The sequence below is a fragment of the Rhizobacter sp. SG703 genome (assembly GCF_012275445.1).
Lineage (GTDB): Bacteria > Pseudomonadota > Gammaproteobacteria > Burkholderiales > Burkholderiaceae_C > Rhizobacter.
This window is the reverse complement of sequence record NZ_JAAZQK010000011.1, coordinates 139,783-162,547: the sequence shown is the minus strand read 5'-3', so window position 1 is coordinate 162,547 and position 22,765 is coordinate 139,783. Positions and strand designations below refer to the sequence as shown.

Here is a 22,765-nt window from a genome sequence, read left to right as displayed (position 1 = left end):
TGGATTCACGGGCGAGACGTCGCGGCACGGCATCTCTTGACTGTGAAAACGCAAAGGCGGGCGGGAGTCCGACAGCTCGAACTAGGGGGGGAGGGGCGGCCCCCCGGGGTGCGGGGGGCCGGGCTGCGGCGTCCGTTCGAATGAGGATGCGCAGCGCCATCGGCTGGCGTCCACTCGGCCTGTTTACCTAGAGGCGCGCCCGATGATCGACGAGTACCTGAACCTCGACATCCGACTGTCCGACCACGTCCGTTCCGCGGGCGAGGAGCGCTTTTGCGTGCAGGTGATGGCGTCGCCGGTCGGCGAGCAGGAGAAGGAAGAAGAGGTCCGCGTGCCACCGGACCTGGCGCAGCAGCTCGCGGCGCTCGATGCGCGCCGGCTGGGCGGCCAGCGCGGCGAGCTGGTCGCGCTCGGCCGGCGGCTCGGCGACCTGCTGCTGCCGCCGAAGGCGCGCGAGTTCTTCACCAGCTCGCTGGCCAAGCTGAACGCGACGCAGGGCCTGCGCCTGCGCATCAAGTGCAGCGCGATCGAGCTCGATGCCGTGCCCTGGGAGTTCGCCTATGTCGAGCGCGGGCTCGACGACGGCGGCGACGCGCTCGGGCTGCGCGGCTTCCTGGTCGGCGACAGCCGCGTCTCGGTGGTGCGCTACGAGGTCTGCTCGCAGCTCGCGGTGCCGGTGCAGGGCCGGCGGGCCGGTTGGCGGCTGCTGGCGGTGCCGTGCGAGCCCGAGGACCGCCGCACGCCGGGCCAGCCGCTGCAGGTGGACCAGGAGCTGCAGAACCTGCGCGACGCGATCGCCGGCGTCGCGGGCCTGGAGATGAGGGTCTGCCAGCCGGCCACCCGCGAGGCGCTGCAGCGCGTGCTGCTCGACGGCACCGAGATCTTCCACTTCAGCGGCCACGGCGAGTTCGTGACGCCGGCCCACGGCGGTGCACCGTCGGCCCACCTGGTCCTGCAGCGCGACGACGGTGCCAGCGACCCGTGGGAGGTCGACGCGCTGGCACGCTCGCTGGCGTCGAAGGGCATCCGGCTCGCGGTGCTCGCGGCCTGCCAGTCGGCGCGCACCGACGGGCGCAACAAGTGGGCCGGCGTCGCGCCGTCGCTGGTGCGGGCCGGCATCCCGGTGGTGATCGGCATGCAGTACTCGGTGTACGACGCGAGCGCTGTCGCGTTCTCGAAGATGCTGTACCTGGCGCTGTCGCGCGTCGACACCATCGATGAGGCGATGGCCGAGGCGCGCGGCGCGATCCTGAACCTGAACCTGCCCACCGGCCGCGATTTCGCGACGCCGGTGCTCTACATGCGCATCGCCGAAGGGCACGAGCTGGGGCTGCGGGCGGCGCTCGCGGTGCCGGCTGCGACGCCCCCGGCCGCGCCGCCCGCCGCAGCGAAGACCGGCGCCAGCAGCGAGGTCGCCATCGTGCTGTCGGAGATCGCCGAGCTGCACGACCACAAGGTGGTGCACGACGCACTGCACTCCGCGCGCGGCGACTTCAACATGATCCAGCTGCGGCGCGACGAGTTTCCGGCCGGCAGCTCGGTCGCGCAGTTCTCGGCGCACTGCCGCGACATGAAGAAGTGCCTGTTCGACGTGCGGCGCGTCGCGCAGCAGGAGCGTTGCGATGCGCAGCTGATGCAGCCGCTGATCGCCGAATTCGCCGCCGCGCTCGGCACGCTGGAGCAGGCGCTGGCCGAGCGCTCGGTCGAGCGGCTCGACGATGCGCTGGCCGCGTTCGACACGCTGCTGACGGTGCAGCCGGCGCTGGTCGACACGACGATGGCCTCGCTCGCCAAGCACCTGGACCTGGAGCTGCTGCTGGCCTTCCTGGGCAGCATGGGCGCCGATTTCGACGCCGGTGCCGTCGAGGAGATCCGCGCGCTGGGGGCACGGCTGCGCAAGGGCGCCACGGTGCACACGCTGTGCCAGGGCCTCGACAACCGGCTCGCGGTGATCCGCAAGGCGGCCGAGGCGCAGCGCTTCCACGAGATCCGCCGGCAGTGGCGGATGCTGTCGGATTCGATCGCACGCATGCTGCCCGACTGGACCTCGGCCGGCTGTGCCGACCTGGGCCGCCATGCCGAGCTGCTGCGCATCGGCGTCGCGGCCAACGATGCGCTGTCGACCTGCACCGCGTTCGGCGAGTTCTGCGACGACTTCGACTACGGCTTCTACACCATCGACACCGACCTGAAGAACCTGTGCGGCGACATGAAGGACCGGGTGTCCGGCGGGCGGCGCGCATGAACCCGCCGGAGCGACTGCCGTTCCAGACGATCGCCGAGTTCCAGGAGGTCCACGAGGCCTTGATGCTGCGGCTGGACCAGGTGGAGATCGAGGCCGACGTGATGGCCGAGGTGGGCGACGCCCGGGACGACGGGCATGCCGAGCGCGAGCGGCAGCACCTGCTGGGCATGTTCCCCGACGTCGCCGCGTTCCTGCAGCGCGGCTCGGCCGGCGGCGCCTACCTCGACGAGACCCGGGAGCGGCGCGCCTGCCAGGCGATGCTCGACTACTGGGCCGGCCGCTGCTACAGCCACGGCCTGGACGTCACGCGGCCGCTGCTCGTGCCGCACGACCCCGCGCTGCTGCCGCAGCTGGCGGACGAGGCCTGCCCCTACCTCGGGCTGGCCGCGTTCGGCGAGTCCGATGCGAAGCACTTCTTCGGCCGCGACGACCAGATCGCCGCGCTGCTGGAGCGCTTGCGGCGGCAGCGGCTGCTGATCGTCACCGGCGCGTCGGGCAGCGGCAAATCGTCGCTGGTGCTGGCCGGGCTGCTGCCGGCCTTGCGCGGCGGTGCGGTGGACGGCAGCGCCGGCTGGGTCTACCCGCCGCCGCTGACGCCGGGCGTGACGCCGCTGCGGCAGTTGGCCCACGCGCTGGCCCATGCGCTGGTGCTGGCGGCGGGCGGCCGCACCGAGCCGGACGAGGCAACCATCGCCGACCACGCAGCGCAGCTGCTGCGCGACCCGGGCCATGCGGTCGCGATGCTGTCGCCGCTGGTGCAGCCGGCGCTGCTGGTCGTCGACCAGTTCGAAGAGGCGCTGACGCTGCGCACCGAGCAGACCTCGGCCGCGCACCTGGCGTTCGTCGCGGCGCTGTGCGCGGTGGTCGACGCGCCCGGCCCGGCGCACCGCGTCGTCGCGACGATGCGCAAGGACGTCGAGCCGCAGCTGGCGCGCGAGTACCCCGACCTGAACCGGCGCTACGGCGAGGCCGAGTTCTCGGTGTACTCGATGGAGGCCGCGCGCTTGCGCGAGGCGATCGAGCGCCCGGCCCTGCAGGTCGGCCTGAAGTTCCAGGCCGGGCTGGTCGACGAGCTGATCAAGAGCGTGGTCGGCGAGGACGCGAGCCTGCCGCTGCTGCAGTTCAGCCTGACCTCGCTGTGGGCGCGCCGCAAGGGCAACCTGATCACGCGCGACGCCTACCGCGAGGTCGGCAGCCCGCGCCAGGCGATGGCCGAGGCGGCCCGGCGGGTGTACGAGAACCAGCTGTCGCGCGAGCAGCAGCTGGCCGCGCAGAAGGTGTTCCTCGCGCTGTCGCGCCCCGGCGAGGCGGCCAGCGTGTTCCGCAGCCGCGCGACGCGGCGCGTGCTGCACGGCGTGGCCGACCCGACCAACGTCGAGGCGGTGCTCGACAAGTTCGTGCGGGCGCGGTTGGTGCGGCTCACGCCGGCCGCGTCGGGCGACCCGCGGGACGACGTGGCCGAGGTCGCGCACGAATCGTTGCTGCGCAACTGGGACCTGCTGGACCACCTGTTCGCCGAGCAGCGGGTGGAGCGCGAGCGCCGCGCCTTCTTGCGCAAGCAGGCCGAGAAATGGCGCGAGGGCGATTTCGACAAGGCGTTCCTGCTCGGCGGGCTGGCGCTGGAGCAGGCCAATGCGGAATTCGACCGCGGTGCGATCACGCCGCTGGAGCGCGAGTTCCTCGATGCGAGCGACGCGGCCGAGCTGGCGCTGCAGTACGCGCGGGCCGACGAGGAGGCCAGGCGCATCGCCGTCGAGAGCGAGCGCGCCGACCTGGCGGAGGCGCGCGCCCGCATCGAGGCGCAGGCCGCGGCCGACCAGCTGCATGCGAACCGCCGCATCGCGAAGCGGCTGCGCTGGGCCACGATCGCCGGCTTCTCGGCGCTCGGGCTGTTCGTGCTGGCGATTTTCGGCTGGATCGCCACGTCGGCCGCGCAGAAGCAGGCGGAACGCGAGAAGGACAAGGCGAAGGAAGAGGCCGTCGCGCTGCTCGGCAAGGCGAAGGCGGAGGCCCAGGTGGCCTACGCCAATGCCAACGCCGCGCAGGTCGAGGCCCGCAAGATCAGCGAGGCCGCGGTGAAGACCAGCCAAGAAGCCACGCAGGTCAGCAACGAGGCGCGGCAACAGGCCGCGACGGCGCAGCGGCAGACCGCCGCGGCGAACGCGGCGACCGCGAAGGCGGAGCGCCAGCGCGACGACACCTGGCTGTCGATGCTGGCCTCCCGCGCCGGCAGCGTCGCCGCGGTGAACGCCGAGCAGAGCCTGGCGCTCGCCAACGACGTCGTCGAGCACGACCCGCAGCGGCAGAACGCGGTGGCGCCGGCCGTGATCGAGGCGACCCAGTACCGCTGGGCCTCGCAGCGGCTGACCCGGGAGCAACTGGGGCCGGTCGACGCGCTGGCGCTGGCGCCCGACGGCCAGCGCCTGCTGGTGGCGGGTGCCGACGGCATCGGCGAATGGGAACTCGGCCTGCCGGCCTTGCGGCCGCAGCGCCGCCTGGCTTGGCCGGCGACGCCGGGCACGGTGCACCACGTCGCCTACGGCCCGCGCGGGCAGGTGGTGGCCGCCGCCGACGCCGGCGTGGTGCTGTGGCCGGCGCCGTCGACGGCCACCGCCGAGGCGCCGCCGCGCGCGCTCGATGGCAGCGGCGACGTCGGCCACCTGGACTTCAGTCCCGACGGCCGGCTGCTGGCCGGCATCACCGCCGATGCGAACGAACTGCGGGTGTGGTCGGTCGACGACGGCCGGCTGTTGTTCAGCCGGCGCCCCGAGAACGTCGACACCGGGCTGGTCGGCGGGCTGATGGGCGCGGTGTTCCGCAACGGCGGGCAGGAGATCGTCGCGGCGCAGCGGCCGGGCTGGCCCGGCTTCGGCGTGCGCCTCTTCAGCTACGACGTCCACGGGACGCTGGCCTCGAGCGTCGACGCGCAGCCGTGCAAGGACCTCGGCTATGCCTTCGCGCAAGGCGGCGGCACGCTGGGCGTGTCGGTGATACCGCAGCTGTGCCTGCTCGACCTGCAACGCCTGCAGGGCGAACGGCGGGTGCCGTACCAGCACATCGACCGCAGCGAATCGGGCGGCGTCGACGACATCGTCATCAACCGCGACGGCCGGCGCATCGTCAAGCTGCTGCGCGGCGCCGGCGAGGTGCAGGTGTCGGACCTGGTGTCGAGCGGGCTGTGGCGCCTGCAGGGGGCGTTCGACATGCCGGTGCGCGAGTCCTACGAGTCGCTGGTGAGCCTGAGCGAGCAGGGCAACCGGCTGGCGATCAAGGCGGCCGACGATGCGGTGCGCATCTACGACCTGCGGCCGCGGCTGCGCCCGCTCGGCGACCGGGTGGCGCCCTGGTGGGTCAGCCGCGACGAGACGCGCATGCTGGTCGCGATGCGCGGTCCGGCGGGCGACGGGCTGGAACTGCGCCGGCTGCGCGACGGCCAGCTGCTGCAGCACCTGGACACCCCCGACCTGTACGACTCGCCGCCGGAGATCGGCGTGTCGCCGGACGAGTCGCAGCTGGTGCTGTCGGGCCGCTGCGAGAGCGCCGAGCGGCAGTGCCTGAGCGGCTTCGACCTCGCGAGCGGCCGGCAGCTGTCGCGGCACCGGCACGATGGCGTGATCGCCCGTGCCGACGACCTGCACCTGGTGCGCGACGGCGACGAGTGGCTGCTCTACACCGCCGCCGAGCAGCCGGTGTTCCGCATGCCCGAGCCCGAGGGCGCCGCCCGGGACAGCCGCATGAGCCGCTCCAACCCGCGCGCCGATGCGCTGGTGCTCGGCCACGCCCGGCTGTTCGCGACCAAGACCGTGCTGCCGGGACGGGTGCGGATCGAGGTGCAGGCGATCGAGCAGGGCGTGGCGCGGGTGTTGCGCCGCATCGAACGGCCGGCGCCGGACGGCATGAACATCGCGCTGCGCGGCGGCGGCCGGGTGCTGCAGCTGTGGGACGCGCGGCACACCGAGCTGTGGGACCTGCGCAGCGACGCGCCGTCGCCGTCGATGGAGCTCGGCGCGTCGGCGCGCGGCCGGCTGGTCGTCAACGAGGCGACCGGCCTCGTCGCGCTGCGCACCCTGTCCGGCTGGGACCTGCTCGACCTGCACGGCGGTGCGCTGCTCGGCGGGCTGCGCGCCGAGATGGACGTCGACCCGAGCGGGCGCCATGCGTTCGGCCAGAGCGCGTCCGGCGACGGGCTGGAGCTGCGCCTGCTCGACGACCCGGCGGCGCCGCCGATCGTGCTGAAGGGCTGGCCGGCGCAGCCGGCCTTCAGCCGCGGCGGCAACGTGATGGCCGTGCGCCTGCCGGACCAGCAGCGGCTGCGTCTCTACCGGCTGCCGTCGACCGAGCCGGTGCTCGAGACCGACCTGCAGGGCTTTTCCGCGACGCAGCTGACGCCGCAGGGCGGCTACATGGTCGACCGCAACGGCCGCATCGTCCCGACCGACGGCCGGCGCGTGATGGCGGAAGCGCAGGCCCAGGCCAGCCGCGACCTCGACCCCGGCGAGCGCTGCCGGCTGCTCGGGGCGCCGGTCGGCTGCCTGGGCAACAAGCTCACGCCGCGGCGGGCTTCTTCCAGCTCGCGCTGACCTTGATCGAGCCGTTGGCCTCGCCCTTGGTGAGGCAGGGGATGCCGGCCTCGCCCTTGAAGCCGAGGTTCAGCTCGACGCTCCAGCTGTCGGGCTGCGTGGCCTCCAGCGCCTCGCGCACCGGCCGCGTCACCGCGGACAGCAGGCTGCGCATCTCCTGGCCGATGTCGCGCACCTTGTCGGCCACCACGCCGCGTTCGGCGAGGCCGCCGCGCTCGACGAGGCCGGCAGCGGGCGGCATCGCGATCACGTCGGTGGCATCGACCTCGACGCTCAGCAGCACGCCGTCGATCAGGATCTCTCGTGTGGCCATCGCGGTTCTCCCGGCGCGTTGCCGCGCGAAGTTCAGGGCTGCACCGAGCATAGGCCGCCCGGCCCGCGGCGCCGTCGTCAGGGTTGGGGATGCGCCGCCGCCGGGTTCAGCGCGAGGCCTGCGGCAGGGGCCGCACCGTCAGGTACGTCGGCTGGCCGGTGGCGTTGCCGCGCAGCAGCTTCAGCACGCAGTCGCGGTTGATGCGGCTCGCGTCGAGCGCCTGGTGCAGCCGGTCGACCGATTCGATCGCGAGGCCGTCGATGCCGATCAGCAGGTCGCCTTCGCGCAGTCCGGCGCGCGCGGCGGGACTGCCGGGCTCGACCGCCGAGACCCGCACGCCGTGCGACTGCGCGAGCCCGAGGCCGACGACGATGCGGCGGTCGAGGACCGTCGTGCTGCCGCCGACGCCGAGGTAGCCGCGCTGCACCCGGCCGTGCTGCAGCAGCTGCGGGATCACCCATTCGGCGATGTCGATCGCGACCGCGAAGCTGATCGACTGCGCGCCGCGGATGATCGCGGTGTTGACGCCGATCACCTCGCCGCGCGAGTTCAGCAGCGGGCCGCCGGAGTTGCCGGGGTTCAGCGCGGCGTCGGTCTGGATCACGTCGGGGATCAGCCGCCCGGTGCCGGCGCGCATGCTGCGGCCGAGCGCGCTGACGATGCCGGCGGTCACGGTGTGCTCGAAGCCGAGCGGGTTGCCGATCGCGATCGCGATCTCGCCGCGCCGCAGCAGCGCCGAGCGGCCGAGCGGCAGCGGCGTGAGTCCGCCGCGCGACATGCCGTCGATGTGCAGCAGCGCGAGGTCGGTGTCGGGATCGTCGCCGACCCAGCGCGCGTCGAATTCGCGGCCGTCGCTCAGCGACACCCGCTGGCGCGTGACCTGCGGCGACGGCAGCGTGGCCGCGCCGGCGCGCGTCACGTGCGAGTTGGTCAGCAGGTAGCCGTCGGGCGTGAACAGGAAGCCGGAGCCGCCGCCGACCGGGGCATCGCGGTTGCTGCTGCTGCCGACCAGCTTGACCGACGCGACGCTCGGCCCGGCGCGCTCGACCACGTCGGACACGGTCTGTGAATAGGCATCGAGCAGAAAGCCGTCGTTCGCACCCACGGGGAGATCCTCCAGACAGCGCATGTGGGACTGGCTCCCGGCGCTTTCAAGGGAGGCGGGCGGGGGTGGTCATTCAGCCCGCGACCACCCGATCGCGGCCGTCGGCCTTCGCGCGGTACAGCGCGTCGTCGGCGCGCTGCAGCACCTGCTCGGCGTTCTCGCCCTCGCGCGCCGTCGCCAGCCCGATGCTGACGGTGAGCTGCAGCCCCGCGGCCACATCCCCCCAGCGTTCGCCCGCCACCGCGCGACGCACCCGCTCGGCGATCCCCAGCGCGGTGGCCGGCTCGCTGGTCGCCAGCAGCAGCAGGAACTCCTCGCCGCCGTAGCGGCCGATGCGGTCGTCGGCCCGCAGCGAGCGCACCGCCCCGAGCACGAAGCGCCGCAGCGCGGTGTCGCCCACCAGGTGGCCGTGGCCGTCGTTGACCAGCTTGAAGTGATCGAGGTCCATCAGCGCGACCGAGGGCCGCGCACCGGCCCGCAGCGCGTCGTCCAGTGCGCCGAGGATCGCGCGGCGGTTCAGCGCGCCGGTCAGCTCGTCGCGCGTCGCCAGCGCCTGCAGCTGGTTCTGCGCCTGCGCGAGCTCGCGGTTGCGCGTGCCCAGCAATTGCCGCACCGAGGCGCCATACAAGCCGACCACCGCGCAGCGCCCGATCGCCATCGACAGCCACATGGCCGACAGCGCCGCCTGCCACGGCGTCGCACAGGGCAGCGCCGGCGCACTGCCGGCCAGCCCGATCGACAGCGCCAGCCCGAGCGAGATCGCGACCCACAACGGCACCAGCTGGCGCGGCGTGAGCCGCAGCGCACTGAACGCGAACACGATGAAGATGATGGTGATCGACAGCACGCCGACCTCCGGGGCCAGCACCACCAGCACCAGCTGCAGGCCCGAGGCCGTCAGCATCTGCGGTCCCGTCAGGTAGGGATCGGCGAAGCGCTCGCTCCAGCCGCGGTGCAGCATCAGGAAGAAGGCCCCGCCGGCCAGGGCGCCGCCGACCAGGTAGACGAACGGGGCCAGCAGGCCGACCGCGCCGGCGGCATGCAACAGGAACAGCAGCACCGCGTCGATCGCGTAGCTCGCAACCACCATGCGCAGCATGCGCATGCGCTCGCCGCGGCGGCGCAGCGCGCGCGCAGGGACGTCTTCCGGCGCGGTCGGCGGCAGGTGGCTGCCGGCGGCGGGGAATGGAACGGATTGAAGGCCGTGGGGAAGGGTGTGCACGCCATCAATCTCGGCCCGGGAGCCCCCTTCTTGAGCCAGCGGGGCGTGCCATCGTCCACGGCTGCACCGTCGGGGTGCAAGCAGGCGTGCAGACCTCACGCAAGGAGGCCGGCGCGCCGGCCTGCCGCCGCTCAGGTCCGCACCGACGCTGCCGATATCCCACGATGAAAAGCCGTCGCCCGGCAGTTGGACCGGGCTCGAACGGTTGCCGTAGTGCTAACAGGCCCTCATTCGAATGACCTCGCTCAATCCCACCTGGCGTGCGCTGCTCGGCTGGCTGCTGGCCGGCGCGCTCGCGTGCGCGATGGTGGCCTGGGCGATGAAGACGGCGTCGCGCGCACAGCTGCGTGCCGATGCCGAGCACAGTGCGCTGCAATGGGCCAGCTACGTGCGCGACACGGTGCCCGAGCTCGACAGCATCTTCGCCGGCGACCCGTTGACGCCGGCTTCCATCGAGCAGCTCAGCCGCCTGCGCCACCTCGGCGAGGTGTTCCGCTTCAAGCTCTACGACCCGCACGGCCGCGAGCTGCTGGTGTCCGAACAGCTCGGGCTCGGCGCCGAGGAGCTGGCGCGCGCCCGCGCCGCGGCGCCGCTCGACACGCTGGCCCGCAGCCCCGAGGTGCGCGACCTGGTGCTCGGCGGGCGCAGCATCGTCTACCTGCGCCGGTCGCAGCGCGCCGACCGGCCGGGCGTCTACAGCGAGGCCTACATCCCGGTGCAGGGCGGCAACGGCAACATCGGCGGCGTGGTCGAGGTGTATGTCGACCAGGCCGACCGGTCGGCACGCATCGCGTCGGCCTTCCTGCGGGTGGCGATCGCGGTGGTGGCCGCGCTGGCGCTGCTGCTCGGGCTGAGCCTGCGGCAGTGGATGGTGCGCACGCGCCGCGAGCGCCAGGCCGAAGACCAGGTGCGCTACCTGGCCGAACACGATCCGCTGACCGGGCTGATGAACCGGGCGAGCTTCAACGCCGCACTGAGCGACGCCGAGGCGCGCTCGCGCGCCGGCGGCCCGAAGTTCGCGGTGCTGTGCCTCGACCTCGACCACTTCAAGCTGATCAACGACACGCACGGCCAGGCGGTCGGCGATGCCTGCCTGGGCCTGGTGGCGACGCGGCTGCGCGAGGTGGTGCGGCAGTTCGACCTGGTGGCGCGCCTCGGCGGCGACGAGTTCGCGATCCTGCAGAGCGGCGTGCGCGGCTCGGAGGACGTGTCGTCGTTCGCGCAGCGCGTGGTCGACGTGCTGGCCGCACCGCACGACATCGGCGAACGGCGCGTCGAAGGCGGCGCGAGCGTCGGTGCGGCGATCTACGGCACCGACGGCTCGACGCGCGACGAGCTGCTGCACAAGGCCGACCTGGCGCTGTACCGCGCGAAGGCCGACGGCCGCGGCCAGTTCAGTTTCTACGACGCCGCGATGGACGCCGACCTGCAGCTGCGCCGCGCGCTGGTGCACGACCTGCGCCACGCGATCGCGGACGACCAGCTGACGCTGCACTTCCAGCCGCTGTTCGAGGCCGAGGCGCTGCGCCTGAGCGGCTACGAGGCGCTCGCGCGCTGGTCGCATCCCGACCGCGGCGCGATCTCGCCGGCCGAGTTCATCCCGCTGGCCGAACAGGCCGGGCTGATCGAGCCGCTCGGCCGCTGGGTGCTGCTGCGCGCCTGCGAAGAGGCGGTGCGCTGGCCGTCGCAGCTCGACGTGTCGGTGAACCTGTCGGCTGCGCAGTTCCAGGGCGACCTGGTCGGCGTGGTGTCGGAATGCCTGATGCGCTCGGGCCTTGCGCCGCAGCGGCTGCAGCTGGAGATCACCGAATCGCTGCTGATGCGCAACACCGAGCAGGTGCTGCAGACGCTGCGGACCTTGCAGGCGCTCGGCGCGCGCATCGTGATGGACGACTTCGGCACCGGCTATTCGAGCCTGGCCTACCTGTGGCGCTTTCCGTTCCACAAGGTCAAGATCGACCGCGCGTTCACGCAGAACATGGAGCGCGATCCGAAGGTCGACCTGATCGTCGGCTCGATCGTCTCGCTGTCGCATGCGCTGGGCATGAAGGTCAACGCCGAGGGGGCCGAGACGGCGTCGCAGCTGGCGCGGCTGCGGGCCCACGGCTGCGACGAGATCCAGGGCTTCCTGCTCGGCCGGCCGGTGCCGGCGCACCTGCTGCGGCACGACGATCCGCAAGGCTGGCGGCCGACGAAAAGCGGGCCGCGGATGAGCACCCTGGATCCCGTGATATGACGACCCCTCGCCCGGCGAGTACGCCGGGCGGTCCCCCGGGGGGACGCGGGCCGGCTTGGGGCGGCCCGGCGCTCGGCCCGCTCACGCCTCCCTGACAATGCGTGTCATGACGCCCGCGAACTCCTGGCTTCTCTTCTTCCAGTCCGGATTGATCGGCCTGTCGATCGCGGCCCCCGTCGGCCCGATCGGGCTGCTGACGATCCAGCGCACGCTCGATGCCGGCTGGCGCGCCGGCCTCGCGACCGGCATGGGCGCCGCGGTCGCCGACACGGTCTACGGCGCGGTCGGTGCGTTCGGAGCCACCGCGTTGATCGCGTGGCTGGTCGGTGCCAAGACCTGGCTCGCGGTGTTCGGCGGGCTGGTGCTGCTGCGGCTCGCGTGGTCGGGCTGGCGCCAGTCGGCCGGCGACGACGCCCGCGCGGTGCCGGCACCGGTGCCTTCGGCGTGGACCTGCTTCGCCACCACGTTCGCGCTGACGCTGTCGAACCCGATGACGATCGTGTCCTTCATCGCGATCTTCGGCGCGATGAGCGCGCAGGTGGCCGGCGGTTCGCCGCTGGTGATGGTGGCCGGCGTGTTCGCCGGCTCGGCGCTGTGGTGGCTGGTGCTGTCGGTCGCGGTGGGCCGGTTGCGGCACAGCTTCCGGCCCGCGTGGCGGCGTGCGATCAACAGGGCATCGGCGCTGCTGCTCGCAGGTTTCGCGCTGTGGCAGTGGGTCGGCCTGCTGACCCCGATGCTGCATTGATGCGGCGCCGCGCCGCGCCGCCGACCAGCAGCAGGCCCACGCCCCACAGCGCGAGCGTCGCCGGCTCCGGAACCGGCGAGATCAGGTAGACGTGCCCGTAGCCGCTGTTGACGACGAACTGCCCTTGGTCGTTGATGCCGGTGACATTGCGAAACCAGTCGCCGTCGGCCAGCGTGAACAGGCTGTTGACGTCGATCACGCCCTGGCCGTTGGCGCCGGTGATGAACGCGAAGTCGCGACGGAAGTGGATGTTCTGGATCCAGCCGGCCACCTGCCCGTACTCGTTGATGCCCGTGGTGAAACTGAACGAGGACGGCCCGTACTGGCCCTCTCCGCCTTCGTTGCCCGGCGTGTACCACTGGACGCCGGTGAAATCGAGCGGCTTCACGGTGCCGGAGTCGTTGCCGATGTAGGCGTTGCGGCCGGTGTAGTCCTGCGGCCCGATGTAGGTGCCGGCGATCTGGCCGGCGTTGTTGATCGAGCTTTCCTGGTAGTGCACCGCGGCATTCAAGGCCACCGGCGCGCTGCCGTTCGCGCCGGTCACGAAGGTGCCCGCCTGGTTCAGTTCGCTGTAGCCGATGTGGCCGACCACGCGGCCGGCGTCATTGAGGCCGTTGCCGAACAGCGGCTGGCCGTTCAGGCTGCCGAGCGAGCGCATCGCCTGGCCGTTCGCATCGGTGATGAAGCCTTGCTGCGGGTCGAGCGAATCCGGGTCGCTGGAGAACGGGCCACCGCCGGTGCTGCCGATCACCTGGCCGCTGGCATTGATCGCGGTGGCGACGCTGTTGACGGCACCCAGCGTGCCCAGGTCCTGCATCGGACCGGTGCCGCCGCGCAGGAACGCGTGGAAGCTGCCGCCGGCCGTCTGGGCGGTGCCGACCACCTGGCCGGCGTCGTTGATGCCGTAGGCCTTGCTCCAGCTGCCGCCGAGCGTGCCGAGGGCGGTCACGCCGCTGCCGTCGGCACCGGTGCTGAAGGCGCGATAGTCGCCGACCGACGACCAGCCGTTGAAGCCGTTGGTGTACGCATAGCCGCTGACCTGGCCGCTGTTGTTGATGCCGGTCGCGTACATCAGGTCGCCGGTGTTCAGCTGGCCGATGTCGAACAGCTGGTACTGCGTGGTCTGCGCCTGGGCGCTCGCGGTGCAGGCGAATGCGGCGGCGAGCGCCAGCGAAGCGAGGAAGCTCGGAGTCTTCATGGGGTTTCCCGGGTTGTGGCGGCGTGACGGCCACGCCATCCGACCAGCAGCAGCCCGCCGGTCCACAGCGCGAGCGTGACCGGCTCGGGGATCGGCGAGATCAGGTAGGCGTGGCCCTGCGCGGTGTTCGCGATGAACTGGCCGGCGTTGTTGACGCCGGTCGCGTAGACGAAATGGTCGCCGTCGCCGAGCGTGAACAGGCTGTCGAGGTTGACGACGCCCTGGCCGTTGGCGGCGGTGATGAACGCGAAATAGTCCGCGATGCGGCCGTTGTTGAAGGTGCCGGCCACCTGGCCGCTGTCGTTCAACGCGAGCGCCTGGCTCTGCGAGATCGGACCGTATTGGCCGAAGCCGCCGAGCTGGCCGAACTCGTAGTTCGCCACGCCGTGGAAGTCGAGGTGGGTTTCGGTTCCGCCGGGCGTGCCGATGAACGCATCGACGTAGACGAGGTCGGCCCCGTAGGTGCCGGCCACCTGTCCGTGGTTGTTGATCGCGTTGACCCGGCTGGTGTCGGCGAAGACGCCACCGGGCGAGGTGGCATTCGGGCCGGTCACGAAGCTGGTGTTGAGGTAGGAGTAGGTCACTCCGCCGGCGACCTGGCCGCTGTCGTTGATGTCGTGGCCATACAGGGGCTGGCCGTTCAGGGTACCGAGGGCCTGCAGGTTGCTGCCGTTCGGGCCGGAAACGAAGCCGCGCGGGTCGCCGCCCATCGGGTCGATCGCGACACCGACGACCTGGCCGCTGGCATTGATCGCGGTGGCGCTGCTGCTGGTGCTGCCGGCGAGCGTGCCGATGTCGTTGAGCGGGCCGCCGGCGGTGCCGATGAATGCGCGGAAGCCGCCCGACGCCGTCTGCGAATCGCCGACCACCTGGCCGGCGTTGTTGATCCCGAACGCGCGGCTCCAGCTGCCGCCGAGCGTGCCCAGGCCGGTGAGGCCGGTGCCGTTCGCCCCGGTCACGAAGGCGTTGTACAGGTTGCTGGACGAATCGCCGTTGCGGCCGTCGCCATACGAATAGCCGACGACCTGGCCGAGGTCGTTGATGCCGGTGGCCCACATCTGCTGGCCGGGCGTCAGCGAGCCGAGGTCGAACAGCGTGTATTCGGTGGCTTGAGCGGGCACGGCGGCGGCGATGCCGCATCCGAGCGCGAGCGACGCCAGCAGGCGCAGCGACTTCTTCATTCTTCTCCCCCTTGAACTCGCAGCGGCGCGAGATTGAGATGACTGTAGGAGCCGGCCTCGGTGCCAACAAGGCGGATCGGCGCGACTCGGCGTAGGTACGCTCCTACGTCGGTTTCGGCTCGTTACCCGGGCTTTGTCGGCATGCGCGCATTAGCATCCGTCGACGTGAACAAGGAGTGCCGATGGACCAGGTGATGCGGGCGTTGCGCGCGGAGTTTTCAGACCTCGCAGACCCGGAGCAGATCACCCGCGTGCTGCTGCGCCTGACGCTCGCGGCGCTGCTGGGCGGCATGCTCGGCTACGAACGCCAGAGCCAGGGCAAGGCCGCCGGCGTTCGCACGCACATGCTGGTGGCGATGGGCGCGGCACTGTTCGTGCTGGTGCCGCAGCAGGGCGGCATGCAGGTGGGCGACCTGAGCCGGGTGATCCAGGGCGTGGTCGCGGGTGTCGGGTTCCTGGGGGCCGGCGCGATCCTGAAGCTGCGATCGGAAGAACAGGTGCTGGGCCTGACGACCGCGGCCGGCGTCTTCATGACCGCCGCCATCGGCGTGGCCTGCGGGCTCGGCCGCGAGTCGACGGCGCTGCTGAGCACGCTGCTCGCGCTGGTCGTGCTGATGCTGGTGCCGCGCATCGTCGATCGCGGTTCGAAGCCGAAGTAGCCATGCGCTGCGAAGCCATCGCCACCCATCCCGATTTCCGCCGGCTGTCCGCGATCGCAGGCGTCGCGGTGGACCTGCGCTACGCAAGCGTGCGCAATTTCGTCGGGCGCGACCTGTACGGCACGCTCGATTGCGGCTGGCTGCATCGGTTGGCCGCCGACGGGCTCGCGCAGGCCGTGGCCCGGCTGGCCGCGGTGGCGCCGGGGCACCGGCTGCTGGTGCTGGACGCGCTGCGCCCGCACCGCGTGCAGATCGAGCTGTGGGATCACCTCGACGGAACCGGCCTGCGCCAGTACGTTGCCGACCCGGCGCGCGGCTCGATCCATTCGTTCGGCATGGCGCTCGACGCGACCGTGCTCGACGCGCAGGGCCGCGAGCTCGACATGGGCAGCGGCTTCGACGAGATGACGGCGCTGTCGCATCCGGTGCTCGAAGCGGCGCACCTCGCGAGCGGCGCGCTGACGCCGGTGCAGGTCGACAACCGCCGGCTGCTGCGCGACGCGCTGACCGCGGCCGGCTTCAACGGCATCGACAACGAATGGTGGCACTTCGAGATGCTCGACCGGCATCGCGTGCGGCAGCAGTTCATGCGGGTGGACTGACGGCCGAGCCCGCTATCCGCACGCCTTCAACGCGTCGCGCACCGGCCCCGGCCCGGTGACGCCGGGCGGAATGCCCTGCTTGTCCATCTCTTCGAGGATCGGCAGCGCGAGCCGCTGCTGGGCGCAGGCCGCGCCGGCATCGCCCGGCTGCTGCCGTGCCTGCAGCGCCACGCCCAGCAGGTGGTGCGCGAGGCCCTGGTGGTGGTGCACGTAGTTGTCCTCGCGCAGGCCAGCCGGCAACGCGGCGAACGACGCCACCGCGTCGGTCAGCACCTGCACGCCGGCGCGCGCGTCGCGGTCGGCCAGCAGTGCCTCGCCGAGCGAGGTCTGCATGCTCGCCACGTCGGCCTGGAACTGCGTGTTGCCGGGGTCGCGGGCGCTCAGCCCGCGCATCATGTCGAGCGCGCGCCGCGCCTGCGCCACCGCCTCGCGCGGCTGGCCGGTGCGGCGCAGGCACCATGCGACGTTCTCCAGGTCGGTCGCGACATGCCGCGCGAGCGAGGAGTTCTGCGGGCTCTTCGCCGCCAGCCGCTCCAGCACCCCGAGGCTCTTGCGGAAGGCGGCCAGCGCAAGCTGCGCGCTCTCGACGGTGGTGTCGCGCTGGATCAGCTGTTCGCCGCGCGTCGAGTAGTTGGAAGCCAGGTTGAGGCCGGCGTCGTTGTCGGCCGGGTCCTGCGCGACCAGCGCCTCCAGCTGCGCGGCGGCTTCGTCCGAGGTCTTCAGGTAGGTGTCGATGTCGCCCGAGAACATCTGCACCTGGCTCAGCTGCCCGTACAGCGTGGCGCGCAGCAGCCGCCAGGTGCGGTTCGACGGGTCGGTGGCCGCCAGGTTGTCGGCCACCGCAATGCCGGCGTGCAGCGTGCGCAGGGCCTCGGGGAACTTGCCGATGAAGCCGAGCACCGCGCCTTCGCGCTGGTGCGCGACCGCCGCTTCCTGTTGCGCGTCGCGGTATACCGCGTCATGCGGTGGCGGCCCGGCCAGCACCGGCGCCAGCAGCTCGATGGCGCGGCGGTAGCTCCTGATCGCGCCCTGCGGATCGCCGAGGCTCGCCACCCCGGGCCGGCCCTGGATGTCGCCGATGTTGCGGTAGCCGTTCGCCAGCTCGACCTGCAGCGCCGGTTCGTTCTGCGCCTCGGGCGCGATGCCTTCGAGGTACGCGAGGCCGTTCTCGACCAGCAGCTTGCGCGCCGCCGTCGAGCCCGGCAGCACCCGGATCGCGTCGTGCATCGGGATCATCATCGAGCTCGCCAGCTTGCGCACGTTCGCGAAATGCCGCTCGGCGCGCTCGCGCTGGCGATGCGCCTCGTAGGCCTGGTAGCCGGCGAACGCGATGCCGGCCACCAGCGCCAGGTTGGCCAGCATCACCGCGCCCACCGCGGCGCGGTGGCGCAGCACGAAGCGGCCGGCGCGGTAGCTCCACGCGCCGCGGCGCGCCTGCACCGGCAGGCCTTCGAGGTGGCGGAACACGTCGTCGGCCATCGCTTCGGCCGACGCATAGCGGCGCCGCGGGTCCTTGCGCAGCGCCATCAGCACCACCGCATCGAGGTCGCCTTCGAGCTGGCGCCGCCGGGTGCGCGGCGCGTCGTCGAGCGCCCGGCTCGGTGGCGGCGGCTCGGTGTCGCAGATGGCACGCGTCAGCGCGTAGTTGTCGTCGGTCGCGCGGCCGTAGGGGCTCGCCTGCGTCAGCAGGCGGTACAGCACCACGCCCAGCGAGTAGATGTCGCTGGCCGCGGTGACCGGCTCGCCGCGCACCTGCTCGGGGCTGGCGTATTGCGGCGTCAGCGCGCGCATCGCGGTCGCGGTGCGGTCGCCGGCGGGGTCCAGGCGCTTCGCGATGCCGAAGTCGACCAGCTTCACGACGCCGTCGCGCCCGACCAGGATGTTGCCGGGCTTCAGGTCGCGGTGCACCACGCCCTGGCGGTGCGCATAGTCGACCACCTGGCAGAGGCTTCGGAACAGGCGCAGCCGGTCGGCCAGCGGCAGCGCGTGCTCGGTGCAGTAAGCGTCGATCGGCAGGCCGCCGTCGACCAGGTCCATCACGACGTAGTGCGCGCCTTCGGGCGACACGCCGGCGTCGAGCAGCTTCGCGAGGTTCGGATGGTCGAGCGTCGCGAGGATGCGCCGTTCGGCATGGAAGCGGTCGAGCAGGAAGCGGGTGTCGGCGCCTTCGCGCACGATCTTCACCGCGACCTGCTGCTCGTACTGGCCGTCGGCGCGCTCGGCCCGGTAGACCTCGCCCATGCCGCCGCGGGCGATCAACGCGATCAGGCGGTAGTCGCCCAGGCGCTGGCCGCTGGCGTCGTGCGGCGCCGCGGCGGCTTCGGCCGACAGCGCATCGAGCAGCCCGGCCGCGGGAGATTGGTCGAGCGGGCCGGTGCCTTCGGCCGCGGCGACCAACGATTCGAGCTCCGCGCGCAGTGCGGCGTCGTCGGGGCAGGCCTGCGCGATGAAGTGCCTGCGCTCGCGCGGGGGGCGTTCGAGCGTATCGGCCAGCAGCTCCTTCAGGCGCTGCCAGCGTTCGCGGTCGAGGGTCATGGGCTGGTCGGGCGCGGGATCGCAAGCGGTGTTGCCGGTCCCGGCCGCGCGGTCGTCGCCGCTGCGTGCAGTTGGTTCCATCGAGGCTCCCTGTCCGCCCGGTGGGGGGCGGGGAGAGCGAGCTTACCTGCGGCGCGCGGGCGAAGTTGTAGTGGCTTTGTGACGGCTCAGGCCAGCCGGAAGATGCCGACCGCTGCCACCAGCTGGTGCGCCTGCACATGCAGGCTGTCGGCAGCGGCGGCCGACTGCTCGACCAGCGCGGCATTGCGCTGCGTGGCTTCGTCCAGCCCGGCCACCGTCGCGTTCAGCTGGTCGAGGCCGGCCGTCTGCTGTTGGCTGGCCTGGCCCATCTCGGCGATCAGGCCCGCCACGCGCTGCACCTGCTCGACCATGCCGCCCATGTGGCGGCCGGCGCTGTTCACCAGCTCGGCACCCGCTTGCACCCGCTCGACGCTGGCGCCGATCAACGCCTTGATCTCCCGCGCGGCCTCGGCGCTGCGCTGCGCCAGCGCACGCACCTCGCTGGCGACCACCGCGAAGCCGCGGCCCTGTTCGCCGGCGCGCGCGGCTTCCACCGCGGCATTCAGCGCGAGGATGTTGGTCTGGAACGCGATGCCATCGATCACCGAGACGATCTGGCCGATCTTCTGCGAGCCCTCGGCGATGCTGTCCATCGTGTGCACCACCTGCTGCACGGCCGCGCCGCCCTGGCTGGCGGCCGCACCGGCCTCGGCCGCCAGCAGCGCCGCGCCGCGGGCCGCATCGGCGCTGGCCTTCAGCGCACCGGTCAGTTGCTCCATCGACGCGGCGGTCTGCTGCAGGTTGCCGGCCTGCAGCTCGGTGCGCTGGCTCAGGTCGGCGTTGCCGCGCGCGATCTGCTGCGAGCCGGTCGCGATCGAATCGCTGCTGGCCCGCACGGTGGCCACCACCTGCGTCAGCCGTTCGCACATCGCCGCCATCGCGGCCATGATGCTGTCGTCGTCGCCGGCCACCCGCGGCACGCGCTGGCGCAGGTCGCCGGCGGCCACCGCATTGGCCACCGCCGCCACGTCGGCCGGTTCGCCGCCGACCTGGGCCCAGACCGACGTCCACGCGTAGCGGCCGAAGCCGAGCAGCAGCACGGCCGCCGCGACGAAGACGCTCCATTGCGCCCAGGCCACGCGGGTGAGCGTCGCGTCGAAGGTGGCCGAGGCCGCGTCGGCAAAGGCGGTCGACGCCTTGACGGTGGCGTCGACCCCGGCGCGGTGCTGCAGGTACAGCGCGTCGGCCGATTTCAGGGCGACCTGCGCCGCCGGGGTGTCGCCGGTGGATGCGGCCTTCAGCACCCCGCGCGAGGCCGCGATGAAGCGCTCCGCCGCCTCGTGCTGCGGGCCCAGCAACTGCGCCTCGAGGCCATACGGCGGGTGGGCGCGCCAGTAGGTGACGCGCTCCTGGTATTCCTTCTCGAGGCGTGCCGCTTCGGCCTGTGCCTTGTCAGGGGCGATGCTGCCTTCGACCGCCTGCGACAGCACCAGCCGCAGCTCGATCAGGTACATCGGCGGCGGCAGGATGTCGGCGGTGACGTCCTTCGCGACGAAGGTGCGCTGGGCCGCGCCGGCGGCCGTGCCGGCGCCCCACAGCGACACCGCCATCAGCACGCTGGCCGCGGCAATGCCAGAGCCGATCAGGAGGACCAGGGTCAATCGCAGTGAGCGCATGGTGGTGCCAGGGTGGAGGGCTGTGGGCTGTTCGGGTTGTCGACCGAACGGCCTGCCACTTGAGGCGCACGTGCTGTATCCGACAAGACGTCCCGACGCTTCGAGCCAGAATCGACCCCCATGCCCGACGCCCCCGACATCACCCTCTGGCACGCCCCCGAGCTGCAGGCCGAGCTGCTGCGCGGCCGCTTCGTCGACTTCAGCTACGACGTGCACACGCACGAGACCGCGTGCTTCGCGCTGCTCACCGAAGGCGCGATCCGCATCCGCATGCGGGGCGGCGAGTTCGTCGCCCGGGCCGGCGACCTCTACGCCATCGATGCCGACGAGCCGCATGCCGGCTGGCCGGTCGATGCCGGGGGCTGGCGCCAGCGCACGCTGTACGTCGACCTGCAGCACCTGCGCCGGCTGGCGGGCGATGCGCATCATGCGCACCCGCTGCGCGTGGCCGGCCCGATCGTGCGCGACGCCGAGATGGCGCAGCGGCTGTACGCGATGCACCGGTGCTCGCAGGATCGGGGCCCGGCCCTGCTGCGCGACGAGGCCTATCTCGAATTCGCGTCGCGGCTGGTGCAGCGCCACCTGGTCCATGCCGGCACGCCGGAGCCGGTCGGCCGCGAGCAGGCGGCCATCGGCCGGGCCCGCGACTACCTCGACCAGAACCTGGGGGACCACGTCAGCCTCGACGACATCGCCGGCGCGGCCGGCCTGCCGGCGTTCCAGCTGTTTCGCGCTTTCGAGCGTGCCGTCGGCATGACGCCTCATGGTTACCAGCGGCAGGCAAGGGTGCGGCTGGCGATGCAGTTGATCCGCACCCGCCATTCGCTGAGCGAGGCGAGCGCGCTGTCGGGCTTTGCCGACCAGGCGCACCTGACGCGCTGGTTCCGCCGCTTCATGGGCATCACGCCCGGACAGTACCGGCTGGCCGTGGCGGCCTGAGCTACTTCAGCAGCCCGAGGTTGGCGACCAGCTTGCCGACCGGCTTCTTCTCGCCGACCAGCGCCAGCCCGACATAGCCCAGTGCCGAGGTGGGCAGCAGCGCCACGGCGTCGCGAAACGCCTGGTAGTCGGTGGTCTGCTGGCCTTGCACCGCGAAGTCCACCACATCGCAACCGGCGGCCAGCGCGCGTTCCCGCAGCGCGGCCAGCCCATCCGCTTCGGCGGCCAGCACCGCGATGCCGTAAGGAATCAAACCGGGGTGCACGCCGCCGCTCGCATCCACCAGCGGGGCACCGACCAGGCCGGGGTGTCGCTGGCCGACCGTCAACGCCAGCACGGCCGCGGCGTTGGCCGCCCGCCCGACCGGCAGCGCCTGGTCGACCACGATCACGCAACGCGGCGCCACCAGCGGCACCGCTTCTCGAGACGAATTCGCTTCCGACACGTTTTCTCCTGCAACTGCGATGAAAGCGGCGATGCTTCCACGAGGACGCGGCCTCGTCTTGAACGCCATTGCAGCTGGAGGTGCCGCGACGGATCGTCGGAGGGCTGGTGCCCGGTCAGAACCGGTAGGCGGTGAACACCACGGCGCTGTTCTGCGACTTCTTCTCGGTGATCGGGCTGTCGGCCGCGTCGCGTTGCAGGCGGCGCGTCGACACGCGGGTGCCGATGCCCCACTGCTTGTCGATCTGGAAGTCGGCCCCGACGGTGAAGCCCACCGATTCGATGCCGGAGCGCGGCGTGTACACCGCGCGGCCCGACCGCGCTGCCTGCTGCCCGTCGATGCCGAAGCAGGTCTGCATTGCGCTGCGGCTGGCCCAGGTCACCCCCGGGCCGGCCGACAGCATCAGGCCCGGCGCCGGGCTGTACTTGCCTTCGAGGTCGAACGACAGCCGCCCGCCCTGGTGCTTGCCGCCGATGTCCCCGACCACGTTGCCGCGGGCGGTGAACCAGCCGTCGGAGTAGCTCGCGAACACCGCGCCGAGCGCGGTGCCGTCGATGTCGCCCAGTCCGCGCAGGCGGTCGGCATCGGATTCCTTGCGCGGCTTCTCGAGGTCGCCGCCGATGCCCAGGCCGACGCGCCAGTGCGGGTCGGTGATGATGAACGCGCCGATGCCGGCCGGCACGCCGGCGCCGGGCACGCCGCCGATGAAATAGCGGCCGTGGCTGGCGGCCAGCACCGGGAACGCGCGCAGCTTGTGCTCGGCGCTGCCGGGGTACTTCGGAATGCTGCCGACGCCGAGGCCGGCGGTGAACTGCCAGTCGTCGTCGGCGGGTGCGGCCGGTTCTTCCGCCACGGCGAGCGTGGCGCTCAGCAGCGCCAGCGCGCCGGTCAGCAGGGTCGGGATCATCGGGTGGAAGAGGCGTTGGCGCAGCGTCATGCAGGTCTTTCGGAAGGCGTTGGAATCGGTGAACATCGGAAGTCTCGCTCGGTTGCTTCGGGATCAGGGGAAAAACGTTGGGATGGACGGCAGTGTCGGAACCCCGCCTGAAGCGAACCTGAACCG

General features: G+C 72.2%; 16 protein-coding genes. 7 read left to right on the top strand and 9 right to left on the bottom strand.

Annotated features, from left to right (window positions below; all coding sequences use genetic code 11):
- Positions 1 to 202 precede the first annotated feature (202 nt).
- Positions 203 to 2,245 carry a CHAT domain-containing protein gene (locus tag FHT26_RS22990; protein ID WP_168562421.1) on the top strand — a complete coding sequence of 681 codons (2,043 nt, stop codon included), beginning with the start codon at positions 203 to 205 and terminating at the stop codon, positions 2,243 to 2,245.
- Positions 2,242 to 6,825 carry an nSTAND1 domain-containing NTPase gene (locus FHT26_RS22985; protein ID WP_168562420.1) on the top strand — a complete coding sequence of 1,528 codons (4,584 nt, stop codon included), beginning with the start codon at positions 2,242 to 2,244 and terminating at the stop codon, positions 6,823 to 6,825. The genes FHT26_RS22990 and FHT26_RS22985 overlap by 4 nt, the downstream gene beginning before the upstream one ends.
- Here the strand turns inward: FHT26_RS22985 and FHT26_RS22980 are convergent.
- The 3 genes from FHT26_RS22980 to FHT26_RS30545 all read right to left on the bottom strand — a co-directional run bounded on the left by FHT26_RS22980 (position 6,791) and on the right by FHT26_RS30545 (position 9,465).
- On the bottom strand, positions 6,791 to 7,138 hold the full coding sequence (locus FHT26_RS22980; protein WP_168562419.1) for a CU044_2847 family protein: 348 nt from the start codon (positions 7,136 to 7,138) through the stop codon (positions 6,791 to 6,793). The genes FHT26_RS22985 and FHT26_RS22980 overlap by 35 nt on opposite strands.
- Before the next feature lie 106 nt (positions 7,139 to 7,244).
- Entirely contained in the window at positions 7,245 to 8,243 is a 999-nt protein-coding gene (locus tag FHT26_RS22975; RefSeq protein ID WP_349238209.1) for a S1C family serine protease, read from the bottom strand.
- Between the two features lie 73 nt (positions 8,244 to 8,316).
- Positions 8,317 to 9,465, bottom strand: coding sequence for a diguanylate cyclase (locus FHT26_RS30545; protein WP_168562417.1), 1,149 nt, complete (start codon positions 9,463 to 9,465; stop codon positions 8,317 to 8,319).
- 235 nt (positions 9,466 to 9,700) lie between these two features.
- On the opposite strand from FHT26_RS30545, the gene FHT26_RS22965 reads away from it, so the two are divergent.
- Together FHT26_RS22965 and FHT26_RS22960 are read left to right on the top strand one after the other, a co-directional pair.
- On the top strand, positions 9,701 to 11,701 hold the full coding sequence (locus FHT26_RS22965; RefSeq protein ID WP_168562416.1) for a putative bifunctional diguanylate cyclase/phosphodiesterase: 2,001 nt from the start codon (positions 9,701 to 9,703) through the stop codon (positions 11,699 to 11,701).
- Between the two features lie 106 nt (positions 11,702 to 11,807).
- Entirely contained in the window at positions 11,808 to 12,446 is a 639-nt protein-coding gene (locus FHT26_RS22960) for a LysE/ArgO family amino acid transporter (RefSeq protein ID WP_168562415.1), read from the top strand.
- Here FHT26_RS22960 and FHT26_RS22955 read toward each other — a convergent pair.
- Complete coding sequence (locus FHT26_RS22955) at positions 12,367 to 13,644, bottom strand: HAF repeat-containing PEP-CTERM protein (protein WP_168562414.1); 1,278 nt, start codon at positions 13,642 to 13,644, stop codon at positions 12,367 to 12,369. The genes FHT26_RS22960 and FHT26_RS22955 overlap by 80 nt on opposite strands.
- On the bottom strand, positions 13,641 to 14,825 hold the full coding sequence (locus FHT26_RS22950) for a hypothetical protein (RefSeq protein WP_168562413.1): 1,185 nt from the start codon (positions 14,823 to 14,825) through the stop codon (positions 13,641 to 13,643). The genes FHT26_RS22955 and FHT26_RS22950 overlap by 4 nt, the downstream gene beginning before the upstream one ends.
- A gap of 182 nt (positions 14,826 to 15,007) precedes the next feature.
- Between FHT26_RS22950 and FHT26_RS22945 the strand changes: the two genes are divergently transcribed.
- Positions 15,008 to 15,484, top strand: coding sequence for an MgtC/SapB family protein (locus FHT26_RS22945; RefSeq protein WP_168562412.1), 477 nt, complete (start codon positions 15,008 to 15,010; stop codon positions 15,482 to 15,484).
- A gap of 2 nt (positions 15,485 to 15,486) precedes the next feature.
- Positions 15,487 to 16,086 carry a M15 family metallopeptidase gene (locus FHT26_RS22940; protein ID WP_168562411.1) on the top strand — a complete coding sequence of 200 codons (600 nt, stop codon included), beginning with the start codon at positions 15,487 to 15,489 and terminating at the stop codon, positions 16,084 to 16,086.
- Positions 16,087 to 16,098: 12 nt separating this feature from the next.
- Here FHT26_RS22940 and FHT26_RS22935 read toward each other — a convergent pair whose 3' ends face one another.
- Positions 16,099 to 18,702, bottom strand: coding sequence for a serine/threonine-protein kinase (locus FHT26_RS22935; RefSeq protein WP_168562410.1), 2,604 nt, complete (start codon positions 18,700 to 18,702; stop codon positions 16,099 to 16,101).
- Between the two features lie 86 nt (positions 18,703 to 18,788).
- The gene (locus FHT26_RS22930; RefSeq protein ID WP_246868065.1) at positions 18,789 to 20,303 is read right to left on the bottom strand and encodes a methyl-accepting chemotaxis protein; all 1,515 of its coding nucleotides are present in this window, start codon (positions 20,301 to 20,303) and stop codon (positions 18,789 to 18,791) included.
- A 135-nt stretch (positions 20,304 to 20,438) separates the two neighbouring features.
- On the opposite strand from FHT26_RS22930, the gene FHT26_RS22925 reads away from it, so the two are divergent.
- Positions 20,439 to 21,257 carry a helix-turn-helix transcriptional regulator gene (locus tag FHT26_RS22925; protein ID WP_168562408.1) on the top strand — a complete coding sequence of 273 codons (819 nt, stop codon included), beginning with the start codon at positions 20,439 to 20,441 and terminating at the stop codon, positions 21,255 to 21,257.
- A 1-nt stretch (position 21,258) separates the two neighbouring features.
- Here the strand turns inward: FHT26_RS22925 and FHT26_RS22920 are convergent, their stop codons facing one another.
- Positions 21,259 to 21,702 carry a DUF2000 domain-containing protein gene (locus tag FHT26_RS22920; protein WP_349238208.1) on the bottom strand — a complete coding sequence of 148 codons (444 nt, stop codon included), beginning with the start codon at positions 21,700 to 21,702 and terminating at the stop codon, positions 21,259 to 21,261.
- Positions 21,703 to 21,817: 115 nt separating this feature from the next.
- Positions 21,818 to 22,675: a MipA/OmpV family protein gene (locus tag FHT26_RS22915; protein WP_168562406.1), complete on the bottom strand. Its 858-nt coding sequence runs from the start codon at positions 22,673 to 22,675 to the stop codon at positions 21,818 to 21,820.
- Between the last annotated feature and the right edge of the window lie 90 nt (positions 22,676 to 22,765).